Origin of the sequence: Streptomyces hesseae, assembly GCF_031845785.1 — a bacterium.
Taxonomy (GTDB): domain Bacteria; phylum Actinomycetota; class Actinomycetes; order Streptomycetales; family Streptomycetaceae; genus Streptomyces; species Streptomyces hesseae.
Genome location: NZ_JAVRFI010000001.1, coordinates 580,531 through 596,002 on the forward strand (window position 1 = coordinate 580,531; position 15,472 = coordinate 596,002).

A 15,472-nucleotide genomic window follows, 5' to 3' on the forward strand; every position below is an offset into this window, starting at 1 on the left:
CGACGGGCAGGGCCGTCATGGCGGCCCTGCCCGTGCGGCCGCCGCTTACGCCTTGCGGAGGCGGCCGATGATGCCGTCGATGTCGCCGCGGAAGAATTCCTTGCGGAAGAAGTGACCGCCGCCGTCCTCGTGCGCCTCGTACGGGATGCCGGCCCGGTCGAGGAGGCCGCGGAACTCCCGCTGGCCGGCCAGGACCTCGGGCTCGTTCATCCAGTCGAACGCGGTCTTGGGGGCCGTGCCGGCGACCATGAAGATCCGCTTGTTGCGGTAGCTCTCGATGCGCTCGACCGGGTTGTCGGCGCTGACCCGGGCCTGGTCCCAGGGGGTGCCGTAGACGGTGGCGCCTCCGAGGTCCAGGGCGGACGTCAGATTCGCCCAGTGGACGACCAGGCCGGCGTCACGGCGCAGGCTGGCGGGGCCGGAGTAGGAGCTCACCGAGGCGAAGTGGCCGTAGTACTTGGCCGTGTACTTCAGCGCGCCGAAACCGCCCATCGAGAAACCGCCGATGGCGCGGCCGTCGTACTCGGCGTACGTCCGGAAGTTCGCCTCGATCCACGGGATCAGCTGGTTGATGTGGAAGTTCTCCCAGTTGCGGGGGCCGACGTTGGAGCGGACGGGGTTGGAGTACCAGCCCGTCTTCCCGCCGTCGGGCATCACAAGGATGATCGGCTTGCCGGCGGTCAGCTCGCGGATGCCCATGCGGTCGAACTCGATGAAGTCGCCCCCGCCGCCGTGGAGCATGTAGAGGACGGGGTAGGTGCGTCCGCTGGTGTGGTAGTCGTCGGGAAGCAGGACGTTGACGGCGGGCTTCCAGCCGATCTCCGCGGTCTCGAACCGGTAGTACCACATACGGGGGTCGCTCTCGCCGCGCTCCGCGACGCGCAGCCCGAAGCCGTCACCGGCCGCGTGGGCCGTGGACGCCGTCGCGAGGACACCACCGGCTCCGAGCGCGGCCGCGGCGGAGAGGCCGCCGGCGGCCTTCAGAAGACTTCTGCGGGTCGGGCGGTACTCACTCACGATGACCTCCTGGTCGTCGAATGTCGTCAAATGTCGTCGAACGCCGTCGGACGAAGAGAGACGGGCGGGCCGCAAGGTAGCGGCGGTGCGCCGGGGCGCGGCACCCGGAACGATCCGGAGTGACAGCGCCCGGCGGTCACCGATAGGAATGGGAAGGCATGGGGCGCGGGCACCCGGGAATCGCGGGGCGGTCCTTCGTGCGCACGGCGGGCAGCCAGGCGGTGGGCCGTGCGGAGCCTTGTGGGAGACGGACGCGGAACCACTCGGCGGACCACGTGCCCATCTCGTCGACGATGGGCACGCCGCTGGACAGCCGGCAGTCGACGGCGAGGGCGTCGCCATGCCACACCCTCGTCGGAACGACGTTGTCGATGGTGTACGGCCGCAGGGGGTCGATCGCCAGGCCGAGACTGCACTCCGGGTTGCGGTCCCGGCGGTCCTGGCAGGACCGCTCGACGTTGAACACCCGGATCCGGCCGGCCGCCGCGGACCCGGAGCCGGCGGGCGGGGCGGACCCGGGATCGTGAAGGGCGTACGACCAGCCCGCCGCCACCGCGCCGCACACCGCGGCTGCCACGACAGCGGCACGCGTACGACGGCGCCACCGGCGTCCCACCGGTGGCAGGGCGTCGGGGCCGGCCGGCTCCTGCCGGGCGGTGATGCGGGCCAGCAGGCTCCCGGCGGTGTGGGCGGCGCGTGCGGAGTGCGTCGGGGCCAGGCAGTCGGCGGCCAGGGCGCGCCAGAACGGGGGCACCGCGTTGTCCATGCGCAGCGGTGCCCGCCCCTCGGCGTACTCCTGCGTCGAGGCGGCGCGCGACACCGGTGTGGCGCCGGGGAAGGGCGAGGCGCCGGACGCGAACACCTGGTGGACGATGACGCCCAGGGCCCAGATGTCGGCGCTGGGCCGGACCCGTACGCCCTGCTCGCCCAGCGGGGCCTTCCAGCGCTCGGGCGGGAGGTAGTCGAAGGTGCCCATCGGGGGCGCGTAGCCGTGGGTGCCCTGATCGCCGGTCAGTTCCGTCGCGAGCCCGAAGTCCGAGAGCCGGACCGAACCGTCCGCCATGAGCAGGACGTTCTCCGGTTTGAGGTCGCCGTGCACCCAGCCGGTGGCATGCAGATGCGCCAGGCCCTCGCAGATCCCGGCGACGATCCGCCCGGCCTCGGCCTCGGTCACCCCGCTTTCGAGCACGTCCCGCAGACTGCGCGCGGCCCGCTCCATGACCAGCACGATCGCGCCGTCCAGGAACGGGTGGCCCGGCTCGCTGAGCACGAAGGAGCCCAGCAGGCGGATCAGCCGGGGGTGGCGGGCCCTGCGCCCGAGTTCGACCTCGCGCCGGGCGGTCTCCGCGACCTTGCGGGCCTGGCGCGGTGCGAGCCCCTCGGTGGGCAGGATCTTGAGCGCGACGTCGCCGTCGACGTCGTCGGTCTCGCCGCCCTGGCCGCCGGCCGGTCGTCCGGCGTAGACCGTGGCCCAGCCGCCGGTCCCGATGGGCTCGGTGACCTCCCAGTCGCCGACGCGTTGACCGGGCGGGAGCGGTGTCACGCGCTCCCCCCGGCGCCCGCTCCGGGGCGGGGCGGCAGCAGTGCGAGGTGCTCCTCCCGTACGAGCCCGAACCGCAGCGCGAGCCCGACGACCGCCTCCCGTTTGCCGTTGCGGCGGGCTTCCCGGCCGGGTTCGCCGCCGGCCGGGACGGCGATCCGCATCTTCTCCTCGGCGAGGTAGTCGATGTGCGAGCTGACGGCCCGTGCCGTCAGCCGGGCGCAGGCGGCGTGGCCCCGCAGCCGCTCGACGATCTGCGGGGTGGTCGGCACCGCCACGGGCGACTCGTCGCGCAGCCGCGGTTCGCAGAGGGCGACCAGCACCAGGAAGTAGGTGGCGGTCTCGTCCAGGGAGTACGCGGTGACCGTGCGGCCCTCCCATGGGCCGCCCACGCCGTCCGCGTCCAGATAGACGTGGTCGGGCGCGAACACCTGGAAGGCGACCGTGTTGCCGCCGCGGGTGGGCAACACGACCCTGGAGAACTCGAAGGGGATCGGCGCCCCGGCCCGTCGCGGTGGCACTCTGAGATATTCCCCGGCCCCTTCCGGGTTCTCCACCAGATAGCTCTGGGTCGCGCTGTGATTGCTGAGCTGCCAGTGGTCGTCGGTCACCCGGATTTCCCCGGCCAGCCGGGAGATCGCCTCGTCGACGAGACGGAGTTCCACGGGTGTCGTCGCGGACCCCCGCCCGAAGCGCGCCACCTCCCCCGGGCCGAGCCGTAACGTCACCGCGTCGCCGCACGGCTCACCGTCGGCGTCGCGGCTCCCGCCCGACAGTTGACTGCCGCTCCCCTGCGGCAGATGGACGACTATCCCGCTCACTCCGCCCCCTCCTCGCTCCCCGTCACCAGATGTCACTCAGTGCCGAAGAGTACCGATCCCACGTTCGGTCATGAGGCCAGGTCGGTCACGGGGTCAGGTCGGTCGCGGGGTCAGGGCTGCCGCCCCAGTTGCGCCAGCAGCCGCTGCCAGGAGTCCGCGCCCGGCGGCGGTTCGGCCGCCGGGGCGAACAGGCCCGAGCCGGAGAGCGCGCCGGCGTAGGGCTCCACCTCGTGGCGGGTGAAGTCCACCAGGGCCTTCGAGGGGTGTTCGTCCGCGCCGATGGCCCGGGAGAGGTCCCAGGCGTGGACGACCAGGTCGGCGATCATCTGGGCGCAGTAGGCGTGGGCGGCGGTGCGCCCGTAGGACAGTTCCACCGTGCCGGTGAGGGCGCCACGGGCGCCGAACGCCTCGCGGGCGGCCTCGGCCGCTCGCTCCCAGGCGGCGACGGGGTCGTCGCCCAGCTGGTCGCCGTCGAAGGCGTCGCCCACGTCCGCGATGCTCTTGCCGTCCAGCAGGGGCGGCACCCACAGCTGTTCGACGGTGAGGTGGTTGACGAGGTCGCGGACGGTCCACTCGGTGCACGGGGTGGGTGCCTGCCACTGGTCGGGGCGCACGGCACGGACCCGGTCGGTGAAGAGGTCGAGTGCCTCCGCGTGCCGGGCGCGGACGGTCCTGCGGCGCGATTCGGTCGGGGGCGTGTCAGCGCTCATGCCACCCATGGTCCGCCCGCATGCGGGTCGCGGCGAACGCGGCGGCGACGAACGCCGCTCCGGCGGCCAGGGCGCCCCGGTGCTCGGAGAGCCACAGCTGCGGGCCGTGCGACCGCGCGCCCATGCCGAAGTCGCCGTGGGCGCCGTGGTCGTGGCCGCCGTCGCCGTCGACCGGGTGCCACAGGTTCACCGGGGGCAGCGGCGGCGCCGGCTCCGGGCGCTGCTGCGCGTCGTAGGCGGTCCGGGCGAGGTAGCGGTCCAGCAGGCCGGGGGCGACGGCGTTGGCGAGGAGGGTGGCGACGGTGCTCGCGCCCACCCAGTACTCGCGGCGGCGCGGGTGGGCGGCCGCGAACAGGATGGCGCGGGCGGCGAGCTCGGGCTCGTAGACGGGCGCCACGGGCCGGGGGCGGCGGGGCATCCGGCTGAGCACCCAGTCGAACTGCGGGGTGTTCACGGCGGGGAGCTGGACCATGGTGGTGCGGACCTTGCTGCGCTGGTGGAGGAGTTCGCAGCGCAGGGACTCGTTCCAGCCCTGGATGGCGTGCTTGGCGCCGCAGTAGGCGGACTGGAGCGGGATGCCCCGGTAGGCCAGCGCCGAGCCGACCTGGACGATGGTGCCGTGGTCGCGCGGGAGCATCCGGCTCAGCGCGGCGTGGGTGCCGTACACATAGCCCAGATAGGTGACTTCGGTGACGCGCCGGAACTCGTCGGGCTCGATCTCGACGAACGGCGCGAAGACGCCGGTGAAGGCGTTGTTGACCCAGACGTCGACCGGCCCGAAGACCTCCTCGATCCGGTCGGCGGCCTCGGTGACGGCCCGGTGGTCGGCCATGTCCACGGACAGCGGCAGCGCGGCGCCGCCGGCCCGCAGGACCTCCTCCGCGGCGGCGTCCAGCCCCTTGCGGCCACGGGCGAGCAGCGCAACGCTCGCGCCCTGCTCGGCGAAGGCCCGGGCGGTGGCCCGGCCCACGCCACCGCTCGCCCCGGTCACCACGACGACGCTCGGCTGGTTTCTCTTCATCACCGGCGTCGGGTACCCGCGACCGTCAACGGCAAACAGGCATACCGGTAAAAGCGATATCAGCGGACTTTCACCCGTTCCGGTGATTGTGACCGGGTGTCGCCGCCGCCCACCCTGGAATCCGGAACCGCCGGGGGACGGACGGGGAGCGCCATGCCGCAGACACCGAACGGTCCAGTGGCGGTCACCACGCAGCACAACGACAACCGGCGCACGGGTCTCAACGCGTGCGAGACGACGCTCCATCCGGGCAATGTCACCCCCGCCTCCTTCGGCCGGCTCTTCAGCCGCGCGGTCGACGGCCACGTCTACGCCCAGCCGCTCGTCCTCCCCGGCGTGGAGCTGCCGGGCCCGGGCCCGCGCGACGTGGTCTATGTGGCGACGATGCACAACAGCGTCTACGCCTACGACGCCGTCGATCCCGCCGCCTCGGCCCCGCTGTGGCGCACTTCCCTCGGCCCGTCCTGCCCGCTGCCCGACCCCGAGATCGGCCCGTCGCACTACCGCGACATCGCCATCGAGGTGGGCGTGGTGAGCACCCCCGTCATCGACGCCGCGCGCCGGGTGATCTATGTGCTGGCCTTCACCAAGGAGGCGGACGGCCACCACCACACCCTCCACGCCCTCGACACCCGCACCGGGCGACCGGTCCTCGGCAGCCCCGTGCGCGTCGGGGCGACGGTGCCGGGGACGGGCGACGGCAGCGTGGGCGGGCGGCTCACGTTCACCAGCAAGCGGCAGATCCAGCGCTCGGCGCTCACCCTGGCGAACGGCACGGTGTACGCCGCCTTCGCGGCCTACGGCGACCGCAGCCCGTACCACGGCTGGGTGTTCGGCTTCGACGCGGTCACGCTGCGCCGGACGGGTGTGTACGTCACCACGCCCGGCACCGGGCTGGGCGGCGTCTGGCAAGCCGGGCAGGGGCTCGCCGTGGACGAGGCGGGGTGTCTGTACTTCATGACCGGCAACGGCGGCTTCCGCGCCGACGGCTCGGAGCTCGGCGACAGCGTCGTCAAACTCCGTCCGGATCTGACGCCCGCCGACTGGTTCTCGCCGTTCGACAACGCGGCGCTGGACGCGGCCGACGCCGACCTGGGCTCGGCCGGGCCGCTGCTGCTCCCGGGCACCCGGCTGCTGCTGGGCGGGGGCAAGGAGGGCAAGTTCTACCTGCTCGACATGGACGCCATGGGGCACTTCCACGCCGGTTCCGACAGCCAGATACCGCAGAGCTTCTATGTGGTGACGCCCGACGCGGACACCCATCACATCCACGGCGGCCCGGTCTGGTGGGACGTCCCCGGCGGACCCTGGTGCTACATCTGGCCGGAGAACGCCTTCCTGCGCGCCTACCGCCTCACCGGCGGGCGGCTGGACCCGTCCCCGGTGTCGACGAGCACCACCACCGACCCCACGGGCGTGCCGGGCGGCTCCCCCGGCATGCCCGGCGGGATGCTGTCCGTCTCCGCCGCCGGCCGGGACCCGGGGTCGGGCCTGGTGTGGGCCTCCCACCCCTGGCGGGAGAACGCCAACCAGGCCGTGGTGGACGGCGTCCTACGGGCCTACCGGGCGCACGACCTCACCGACGAGGTGTGGCACAGCAGGATGAACGCCGCCCGGGACGACGTCGGCAAGTTCGCCAAGTTCGTCCCGCCGACCGTGGCCAACGGCCGCGTCTACCTCCCGTCGTTCTCCGGCGCGCTGCATGTGTACGGGCTGACGGGCTGAGCGGCGCCGACCCGGGGGTCCGGGGGGTCGGGCCCCCGTGTCGCGCCCGGCCGCGGCCGGGCCTCCGCGCGCAGGGCCGCGGCGAGCAGGACGAACCACACCCCGACGAGCAGCAGATGCGCCCGCTGGGGCACCCCGTGCCAGCCCGGCCGCCCGAACAGCGGCCCCACCGTGGCCAGCGCCGTCGTCAGCGCGGCGCCCAGCACCCAGGGGCCCCAGCGGCGGAGGACGGGGCGACGCGGGGTGCCGAGCGCCGCCGCGGTCACCAGCAGGGCCATGGAGGCGAACAGCGCCAGGTGCACCAGCGCGCTGGTGGTCGTGTGCCAGGGGTTGACGGCCTCGCAGGGGCTCTCCACCGAGGGGGCGCAGCGCATCGGGACGGCGACGTCGGCCACGGAGGCCGCGCCGAAGGCCACCAGCGACCACCAGCCGGCCTCCTCCCAGCGGCCCGGCGACCGGCCCCGCGCCAGCAGCGCCCCGGCGACCACCAGGGCGGCGGCCACGAGCTCGATGCCTCCGAAGAGCCCGTGGAAGCGCTGGTCGTCGGCGTAGAGCTCGCTGACGTAGGAGTGCCGGGGGTCCAGGCCCGTGGGCAGGAGGAACTCCAGCACCCAGTCGTTGTAGACCACGGCCGCCGTGGTCAGCAGCAGCGGGGCCCACACCGCTCGCGCGGTGTGCGGGTCACGCGTCGGACGGGGCATCAGCGCGGGCGGACCGGGGGCGGGCCGTACGCCGGGGGCGCCGGCGGCTGGGTGGGCGGCGTGGTGGTGTGGGGCGTGGTGGGAGCGGGCGTGGTGTGCTGCGGCGACTTGGGCGGGGGCGGGGGTGCCGGCGGGGACTGCTGCCCGCCGCCCTGCGACGGCTTGGGGCTCATCGTCACCCCGCCCTTGGGGGCCGAGGTGGAGCGGTCGTCCTCGCCGTCGGTGCCCACGGGCCGTTCGAACCACTCGCCGGTGTCGGGGTCGTAGACGACGAAGTACTCCAGGACGGAGTCGGCCGGGGTGACCGCGACGACGTCGGACGCCTTGTACGCGGGCCAGGAGTCGCCCTTGGCCGTCGGGGTGCCCTTGGCGGCGACGGGCGGGCCGAGCGGGTTCCCGCAGGCGCAGCGCACCCGGGGCATGCCCCGGTCGTCGACGAGCACGGCCGTGCCGGCCTGGAGGACGGACTGGTAGCTGGTGACGGAGCCGTCCTGGTAGCCGTGGTTGGTGACCCGGGTGTCGGCGCGCAGCTGCAAGGGGGTCAGGCCGCGCAGGTAGGCGGCGAGGCCGTTCTGCTCGATGCCGGCGGCGCCCGCGAAGGCGCGGCCCCGGGCCTGGTCCTGGGTCAGATAGCCGATCTGGCGCTCGACGTCGCAGCTGGCGTTGTGCTGGGAGCCGCCGTAGAGGCCGCGTGTGGAGCCCTGGACGGTCCGGGTGCCCCCGCCGCCGCCCGTGCCGGCCGGGACGGCGGGGTGGGACGACGCCGACGCGCCGTAGTCCTTGGCCGTCGACTGGGTGAAGGGGTCCCTGCCGTTGGCGGTCGCGGCCTGGAGGTAGGCCTCACCGGAGCCGCCGGAGCCCTGGCGGAGGAAGAAGACCGCGAGCGCGGCGGCGACGACCAGGGCGGCGAGCGGGACGAGCGCCTTCTTCGACCGCCACCGGCGGCTGCCGCCCTGGCCCTCGCCGGGGCCCTTGCCCGAGCCTTCGCCGGGGGTGCCCCGTCCGCCGGCCGGCGGAGCGGGCGGGCCACCGGGTCCGCCTGGGCCGCCCGGTCCGGCGGGGCCGCCGGGGGCCTCGGGGCGGGGTGCCGACCAGTCGGGCCGGGTCGGCTCCGGCTCGCCCGCCGGGCGGTCCGGCGGCTGGGAGCCCCGGCCCGACAGGGGGCCGGACGGTGGGCCGGAGGGGCGGTTGGCTGACGGTGGCTCGGACGACACGTCCCTGACTCCTCAATGAGGCTTTTATTCCTTTTCGCCACCCCTGCGCACATTGTGTGTACCAGACCCATGGGCCCCGCAAGCGGGCGTACGGGTTGCCGTCACGCGTCTTTCCCCCGCCCGACCCGCCCGGCGTCCCCCGCCCGCGCGCCCGGACGGGTGGTGTACCGGCCCCTGGCTTACGTTGGCGATATGAGCGAGCTGCGTGCCTGGGGGGACGCCCTCGCGGCCGTGGCCGCCGGAATGGCCGCCATGGTCGCGGTCGCCGCGCTCGGCCTGTGGGCCGCCGGGGCCGGGGCGCTGGGGGCCGACGCGCTGGCCCCCGTGGTCGCGGCCACCGTCGTCAGCGCCGTCGGCGGGACCGTCGAGCTGTCGGGCGGCGCCGGCTTCCTCGGCCGTACGGACGCGGGGCTGGCCGTCGTACCACTGTCGGTGACTCTGGCCGGGGCCCTGGCGCTCGCGGTGGTCTTCCTGCTCCCGATGCGCCATCACGCGGTGGCGAGCGGCGCCGCGTTCCTCGGCCGGGCCGCCCGTACGGCCGTGGTGTGGGTGGTGGCGCTGCTGCTCGTCGCGCGGGCGGCCCGGCACACATTCCGCATCCGCCTGGACGAGGACATCCTCGACGAGCTCGGCGCGGCGCTGGGCGTGACGCCCACGGTCGGCTTCCGCGCCGCGACCGGGCCGACGGTCGGCTACGGGCTGCTGTGGCTGCTGATCCTGCTGGTCGTGGCGACGGCCGCCTCCCGCAAGACGCCGCTGCCCTCGCGGCTGCTGCGTTTCCAGGACTCCGTCCGCCCGGCGGCGTTCGCGGTGCTGGCGCTGCTGCTGGGCTATGTGGTGCTCGGCCTGCTCGCGGGCCTGGTGGTGGCCGCCACGCGCGGCCACGCCGGCAGCACGTTCGCGGTCCTGCTGCTGGGGCTGCCCAACCTCGCCTGGATGGGGCTCGGGACCGGACTGGGCGGCACGTGGGAGGGGCGGGTCCCGGACGGCATCGGCCTGCCGATGCCGCAGGCCCTCGCGGCGGTCCTGCGGCAGGGCGGGCAGGGGACCGCGACGGTGAACCTGTCCTCGCTCTCCGCCCAGGACGGACGGGCCTGGCTCCTGGCCCTGCTGGCCGCCCTGGCCCTCCTGGCGACAGGCTTCGTCACGGCCGTGCGCTCCCCCGCCGGCACGAGCCCCTGGCGCCTCGCGATCCGGCTCGCGGTGACGCTGGCGCTGGCCCTGCTGGCGATCGGCCTGCTCACCCGCATCTCTGCCCGCTACGGACTGTCCCTGCTGGGCATCGGCGACTTGGGCGACTTCGGCGGCGAGGTGACTCTCGACGCGCAACTATTGCCGCTGGTGGGCCTGGGGTTGCTGTGGGGGCTGGTGGCGGGATTCCTGGGCGGGGTGCTCGTGGGGTACCTGCGGCGGAGGGGAGCGGACGCGGGGGCGGGGTGAGCCGGGTGCCCGTCCGGGCGGGGTTCGCCGGGATGGGATGCCCGGCCCGGACGAGGCGCGGCTGCCTCGGGCCATAGGGCCGGGCGGAGCCACGGCCCCGGCACGCACGCGGGGCCGTGACCGGCGTTCTCCGCCGGTCACGGCCCCCGGGCGACCGGGGTTCCCCCGGTCAGCCCGTCGTGTGGCACGTAGCCCGATGCGTCACGCGACGCACCCGTCCAGTCGGCGCCCCGGGCGCCGACGTCACCGCTTCAGGTTGGCGTTGGTGGAAGGCGTGTTCGCCTCGGTGACGTTCACCCCGGCCCACGCCGCGTCCACGGCCTTGTACTCCGCGCCGTCCTGACCGTAGATGTCCGCGGCCGCCTGGAGGGTGGCCTTGCGGGCGTCGTGGAAGTCGCTGGTGGAGACCAGGTAGCGGCTCAGCGCGCGGTAGAAGATCTGCTCCGCCTTGTCGCGGCCGATGCCGGTCACCGCGGAGCCGTCGGACGTCGGCGAGTCGTACGTGAAGCCGCCGATCGTCTTCTGGCCGCTGCCCTCGGCCAGCAGGTAGAAGGCGTGCGAGGAGACGCCGGAGCCCGCGTGGACCTCGCGGTCGTAGGAGCCCTCGTCCCAGTAGTCGACCGTGCCCTCGAGCTTGTCCAGCGACGGCTTGTCGAGGCGGCGCAGGAAGGTCTGCTGGAGGCCGAGCTTCTCGCCGAGGAGGTAGTTCGGCGGGTTGGACGGGTTGTTGGTGGCGAACTCCACGCCCGTGCCGAAGATGTCGGCGAAGGACTCGTTGAGCGAGCCCGCCTCGCCGAACTGGTTCTGGTTGTCGTCGACGCGCGTGGGCTGGAAGTTCGCGGTGGCCTCGACGACGCCGTGGGTCAGCTCGTGACCGGTGACGTCCAGCGCGACCAGCGGCTGCTTGAACGTTTTTCCATCGCCGTCGCCGTACAGCATGCAGCCGCAGTCGGGGGACCAGAAGGCGTTGCCGACGTTGCTGCCGAAGTGGACGAGGGCGTGCGGGCCGACGCCGTCGTTCTTGATGCCGTTCCGGCTGAACGTCTTCTTGTAGTAGTCGAACGTGGAGGTGATGCCGTACTGGGCGTCCACCGCCGCGCTGGCGGAGTCCGACGTCGCGCCGTTGCCCCACTTGTTGTCGCTGTCGGTGAAGGCCTTGCCGCTGGCGAAGGTGCCCAGCTGCTGACGGCCCGCGTTGCGGGTCTCGGCGTTGCCGCGGCTGGGGTCCTTCAGGGTGAAGGAGCTCTTCGCGGTCTGGGTCGTGATCAGCGGCACATTGCCGACGAAGATCGAGGAGCCGCTGCCGGTGGCCTGCGCCGGGAAGGCGCCCGCGGCGGGCTTGACCGGCCCGGGCAGGGGCTTGGTGTTGGTGCGCGGGGCGGCCTGGGCGCCCTGCTCGCGCAGCTTCGCCTTCAGGGCGGGCGAGATGAACGCGTCGGAGAGCGGCGTCTTGCTGATGACCTTGCCGGACGCGGCGTCGACGAGGACCGAGTGGGCGGCACCGGCCTCGGTCTTCGGGGTGCCGGTGACGGTCACCCGGTAGGCGAGGACGGCCTTCTCGGCGCGGGCGTCCACCACCAGCTCGGGCTTGCCGGCGGCGGTGCCGTCGGCGGACGCGGCGGCCTTGGCGGCGGCGTCGGAGGCGCTGAGCTTGGGGGCGACGCTGGGGACGGTGACCTGGCGGTTGGCCGAACGGGTCACGCCCAGGTAGGAGTTCTTCGCGTCCAGGTGGACGATCAGGTCGCCGCCGATGACGGCGACGCCGTGCTGGGACCGCTCGAAGCGGACGTGCCGCTTCCCTTCGGGGTCGGTCAGGACGTCCTTGACGTTCAGCGTGTCGGCCGAAGTGACGCCGGTGGCCGCCGCGTTCGCGACGGCGGCGCTCCGCGCGGCCTTGACGACGTCCGCCTGAACACCACTGGCAGCGGTGGTCACGGCGGTCGCGGCCGGGGCCTTGTCCACGGAGTGGGACGGGATGGTGTCGGCCGCGGCCGTGCCGGCCATGGTCGCCGCGGCGGCCACCGCGACGGCGATGGTCAGCGCGCGTCTGCCGGTCGAGGCCGATATGGAGCTTGTGGGGGATGTACGCACGTTTCAGCGCCCTTTGCCATGAGGGCGGTTCGGATGACCGGACCGCCTGCGTGCACGCGGTGCCGGTTCTGCCGCACCACGGGGACCCCTGGTCCAGGTCCCGTGGATGACCTTGCACCCATTGGCATGCCCATGAGAAGGGCAAAGGGGGTTCTTGTCCGAACAGTTGATCTACCGTTTACAAATCCCCAACGCACCGTTACGACAGCGCAACTTCCTGTCGACTTGCGGGGGAGGACGCGGCAACGCCCCCGAAGGTTGCCCACGTTGGCCGAGTGATCACTATGTGAGACGCGGCCCCGTCACCACCCCCGCCAGTCGCCTCCCGGCACCCGGTTCCCCGACGTCCGCAGCCGGCGCGCCATCCGGTCCGCCGCGAGATACACCCACCCCCGCACCGGACCGCCACCCTCCACCCGCACCTCGCGCACCACACGCTCGTACAGATTGCGGGGATCGCCCGGGCGGTAGTCCTCCAGCGCGTCGAGCTCGGCCAGTACCCGGCCGTACTCCCCCGGCGCCACGGTGATCAGCTCTCCGCGGATCTCGCCCTCCGCGTCCGCCACCGCGTACGGATAGCCCGGCCCCTCGTACAGCACCGCGCCCCGCATCCGCGCGGGCTCCTCCGTCACCGTCCGGCCGAGCAGGAAGCGGTCGTGGTTGTGCCGCCCGGGCCGCAGCGTGCCGTAGACGAAGACGGGCAGCCCTCCGGAGTCCTCCGCCGTCACTCCCGCGCTCCCTTCCCCGGCCGTCGCCCGGCCATCCGTCTCCTCCTGCCGTCGCCGAAAGGCGGGCGGCGGGGGTCGGCCGTAGCCTAGAGGCATGGGAGAGCGCTCGGTCGCGCCCTCGGCACCCGAGCTCGTCGTCGAGGCCGACGGCGGCTCGCGGGTGATGAGCCCCGGCAGGATCTACCACGTGGGGCGCGACCCCCTCAGCGACATCGTGCTGCACGACGGGCGCGTCTCGTGGCACCACGCCACCCTGCGCGCCGTCGCGGACCACTGGACGCTGGAGGACAGCGGCAGCACCAACGGCACCTACGCCGAGGGCCACCGCGTGACCTCGCTCGACGTGGGCCCCGGCAGCGTCGTCCGCTTCGGCAACCCCTCCGACGGGCCCGCCGTCCATGTCACCGAGGCCCTGCCGCACCCCGACGACCGGCCCTCCGCCGTCTCCCACCCCTCCGGCACCAGCACCTTCCGGCAGCCCACGTCCGTACGCCCCCTGCCCACCCGCACCGTGCGGATCGGCCGCGCCGCCGAGAACGACCTCGTCCTCGACGACCTGATCGTCTCCCGGACCCACGCCGAGCTGCGCGCGCTGGCCGACGGCGGCTACGAGATCGTCGACCTCGGCAGCCACAACGGCACCTACCTCAACGGCCACGCGGTGCAGCGCGCCCTCGTCGGGCCCGGCGACATCGTCGGCATCGGCCACTCGGCGTTCAGCCTGGTCGGCGACCAGCTCCAGGAGTACGTCGACACCGGCGAGGTCTCGCTCGACGTGCAGGACCTGACCGTGGAGGTCGACGCGGGCCGCAAGACCCTGCTGGACGACGTCTCCTTCCCCGTCGGCGCCAAATGCCTGCTCGCCGTCGTGGGACCCAGCGGCGCCGGGAAGTCGACCCTGCTCAACGCCCTCACCGGGCTGCGCCCCGCCGACCGCGGCACCGTCCTCTACGACGGCCGCGACCTCTACCGGGACTACGCCGAGCTGCGGGCCCGCATCGGGCTCGTCCCCCAGGACGACATCCTCCACACCCAGCTGACCGTGCGCCGGGCCCTGAACTACGCCGCCGAGCTGCGCTTCCCCGGCGACACCGCCAAGGCCGAACGGCGGGCCCGGGTCGAGGAGGTCATCGGCGAGCTGGGCCTGGAACAGCGCGCCGACCAGGCCATCCACAGCCTCTCCGGCGGCCAGCGCAAACGCGTCAGCGTGGCGCTGGAGCTGCTGACGAAGCCTTCGCTGCTCTTCCTCGACGAGCCGACCTCCGGCCTCGACCCGGGCATGGACCGCTCGGTGATGAACATGCTGCGCGGCCTCGCCGACGACGGCCGCACCGTCATCGTCGTCACCCACAGCGTGCTCAGCCTGGACGTCTGCGACCGGCTGCTGTTCCTCGCCCCCGGCGGGCGGACCGCCTACTACGGGCCGCCCGGGGACATGCCCGCCTTCTTCGGCTTCGGCCAATGGCCCGAGGCCTTCGAGGCGTTCGAGAACGACAAGGGCCGGGACTGGGCGGGAGAGTACCGCTCCTCGCCCCACTACCGGCAGTACATTGCCTCCGCCACCGACCAGCCGCGCCTGGGCGCGCCGCCCGCGCCGGAGGCGGCCCCCGCGCCGGCCAAGGCGCAGACCTGGGGTGCCCAGCTGTGGACCCTGATGCGCCGCTATGTGATGGCGCTCAGCGCCGACCGGACCTTCCTGATCATCATGGTCGCGCTGCCCTTCCTCACCGGCGCGATGGCCCGGCTGTCCTCCGGCACCCGCTTCGCCTCCGCCGACAAGGCCAACACCGTGCTGCTGATCCTCTGTGTGGGAGGCGTGCTGACGGGAGTGGCCAACGCCGTGCGCGAACTCGTCAAGGAGCGCGTCATCTACCGGCGCGAACGCGCCGTCGGGCTGTCCCGGTCCGCGTATGTGATGTCGAAGATCCTGGTCCTGGGCGTGATCACGGTGGCGCAGGCGATCGTCCTGGCCGTCGTGGGCCTCGGCGGGGTGGACACCCGCGCGCCCAAGGGCCAGGGCGTGCTGATGCCGCCGCTGCTCGAGATGACGCTCGCCCTGGCGCTGTTGTCGTTCACCTCCATGCTGCTGGGCCTGCTGGTGTCGGCGCTGGTGCGCAGGGAGGAGGTCACCATGCCGCTGCTGGTGCTCATCACCCTCGTCCAGGTCGTCTTCTGCGGCGGGATGATCGAGCTCAACGGCAAGCTGGTGCTGAATCAGCTCTCCTGGCTGGTGCCGTCGCGCTGGGCGCTGGCCGCGATGAGCGCGACCATCGACTTCACCCATATCCCGCCCGAGAGCGGCCAGCTCCCGCCGAAGGGCGGGGGCGGGGCCGACCCGCTCTTCCGGCACGCCGTCGGCACCTGGCTGCTCGACATGAGCATGATGGCGGTGCTGGCCCTCGTCTTCGCCTTCCTGGTCACCCGGCTGCTGCGCCGCCACGAGCCGGCGGTCATGCGGAAGTGA

Annotated in this window: 12 protein-coding genes; 3 read left to right on the top strand and 9 right to left on the bottom strand. The window is 73.5% G+C overall.

Annotated features, from left to right (window positions below):
* Positions 1 to 45 precede the first annotated feature (45 nt).
* From RM609_RS02125 to RM609_RS02145, 5 genes are all read right to left on the bottom strand, one after another.
* Entirely contained in the window at positions 46 to 1,017 is a 972-nt protein-coding gene (locus RM609_RS02125; protein WP_311607378.1) for an alpha/beta hydrolase, read from the bottom strand.
* A 136-nt stretch (positions 1,018 to 1,153) separates the two neighbouring features.
* Entirely contained in the window at positions 1,154 to 2,560 is a 1,407-nt protein-coding gene (locus tag RM609_RS02130; protein WP_311607380.1) for a serine/threonine-protein kinase, read from the bottom strand.
* The gene (locus RM609_RS02135; RefSeq protein WP_311607381.1) at positions 2,557 to 3,378 is read right to left on the bottom strand and encodes a serine/threonine protein kinase; all 822 of its coding nucleotides are present in this window, start codon (positions 3,376 to 3,378) and stop codon (positions 2,557 to 2,559) included. The genes RM609_RS02130 and RM609_RS02135 overlap by 4 nt, the downstream gene beginning before the upstream one ends.
* Positions 3,379 to 3,488: 110 nt before the next feature.
* Positions 3,489 to 4,088, bottom strand: a complete 600-nt coding sequence (locus RM609_RS02140) for a TIGR03086 family metal-binding protein (protein ID WP_311607383.1) — start codon at positions 4,086 to 4,088, stop codon at positions 3,489 to 3,491.
* Positions 4,078 to 5,109, bottom strand: coding sequence for an SDR family oxidoreductase (locus tag RM609_RS02145; RefSeq protein WP_311607651.1), 1,032 nt, complete (start codon positions 5,107 to 5,109; stop codon positions 4,078 to 4,080). The genes RM609_RS02140 and RM609_RS02145 overlap by 11 nt, the downstream gene beginning before the upstream one ends.
* A gap of 153 nt (positions 5,110 to 5,262) precedes the next feature.
* On the opposite strand from RM609_RS02145, the gene RM609_RS02150 reads away from it, so the two are divergent.
* Positions 5,263 to 6,834: a PQQ-binding-like beta-propeller repeat protein gene (locus RM609_RS02150; protein ID WP_311607385.1), complete on the top strand. Its 1,572-nt coding sequence runs from the start codon at positions 5,263 to 5,265 to the stop codon at positions 6,832 to 6,834.
* Here the strand turns inward: RM609_RS02150 and RM609_RS02155 are convergent.
* Both RM609_RS02155 and RM609_RS02160 read right to left on the bottom strand, forming a co-directional pair.
* On the bottom strand, positions 6,783 to 7,535 hold the full coding sequence (locus tag RM609_RS02155; RefSeq protein WP_311607386.1) for a DUF998 domain-containing protein: 753 nt from the start codon (positions 7,533 to 7,535) through the stop codon (positions 6,783 to 6,785). The genes RM609_RS02150 and RM609_RS02155 overlap by 52 nt on opposite strands.
* Positions 7,535 to 8,749: a DUF6777 domain-containing protein gene (locus RM609_RS02160; RefSeq protein WP_311607387.1), complete on the bottom strand. Its 1,215-nt coding sequence runs from the start codon at positions 8,747 to 8,749 to the stop codon at positions 7,535 to 7,537. The genes RM609_RS02155 and RM609_RS02160 overlap by 1 nt, the downstream gene beginning before the upstream one ends.
* 192 nt (positions 8,750 to 8,941) lie before the next feature.
* On the opposite strand from RM609_RS02160, the gene RM609_RS02165 reads away from it, so the two are divergent.
* The gene (locus tag RM609_RS02165) at positions 8,942 to 10,189 is read left to right on the top strand and encodes a streptophobe family protein (protein ID WP_311607389.1); all 1,248 of its coding nucleotides are present in this window, start codon (positions 8,942 to 8,944) and stop codon (positions 10,187 to 10,189) included.
* A gap of 243 nt (positions 10,190 to 10,432) precedes the next feature.
* On the opposite strand, the gene RM609_RS02170 is transcribed toward RM609_RS02165, so the two are convergent.
* Positions 10,433 to 12,193, bottom strand: coding sequence for a M4 family metallopeptidase (locus RM609_RS02170; protein WP_311607653.1), 1,761 nt, complete (start codon positions 12,191 to 12,193; stop codon positions 10,433 to 10,435).
* Between the two features lie 389 nt (positions 12,194 to 12,582).
* Positions 12,583 to 13,008 carry a gamma-glutamylcyclotransferase family protein gene (locus tag RM609_RS02175; RefSeq protein ID WP_311607391.1) on the bottom strand — a complete coding sequence of 142 codons (426 nt, stop codon included), beginning with the start codon at positions 13,006 to 13,008 and terminating at the stop codon, positions 12,583 to 12,585.
* A 94-nt stretch (positions 13,009 to 13,102) separates the two neighbouring features.
* On the opposite strand from RM609_RS02175, the gene RM609_RS02180 reads away from it, so the two are divergent.
* Positions 13,103 to 15,472 (top strand): FHA domain-containing protein, encoded by a 2,370-nt coding sequence (locus tag RM609_RS02180; protein ID WP_311607392.1) that lies wholly within the window; start codon positions 13,103 to 13,105, stop codon positions 15,470 to 15,472.

Excerpts from the sequence above, each read along its gene's own strand:
- RM609_RS02165 (WP_311607389.1), top strand. The coding sequence starts at position 8,942 with ATGAGCGAGCTGCGTGCCTGGGGGGACGCCCTCGCGGCCGTGGCCGCC.
- RM609_RS02140 (WP_311607383.1), bottom strand. The coding sequence starts at position 4,088 with ATGAGCGCTGACACGCCCCCGACCGAATCGCGCCGCAGGACCGTCCGC.
- RM609_RS02155 (WP_311607386.1), bottom strand. The coding sequence starts at position 7,535 with ATGCCCCGTCCGACGCGTGACCCGCACACCGCGCGAGCGGTGTGGGCC.
- RM609_RS02180 (WP_311607392.1), top strand. The coding sequence starts at position 13,103 with ATGGGAGAGCGCTCGGTCGCGCCCTCGGCACCCGAGCTCGTCGTCGAG.
- RM609_RS02145 (WP_311607651.1), bottom strand. The coding sequence starts at position 5,109 with ATGAAGAGAAACCAGCCGAGCGTCGTCGTGGTGACCGGGGCGAGCGGT.
- RM609_RS02150 (WP_311607385.1), top strand. The coding sequence starts at position 5,263 with ATGCCGCAGACACCGAACGGTCCAGTGGCGGTCACCACGCAGCACAAC.
- RM609_RS02170 (WP_311607653.1), bottom strand. The coding sequence starts at position 12,193 with ATGGCCGGCACGGCCGCGGCCGACACCATCCCGTCCCACTCCGTGGAC.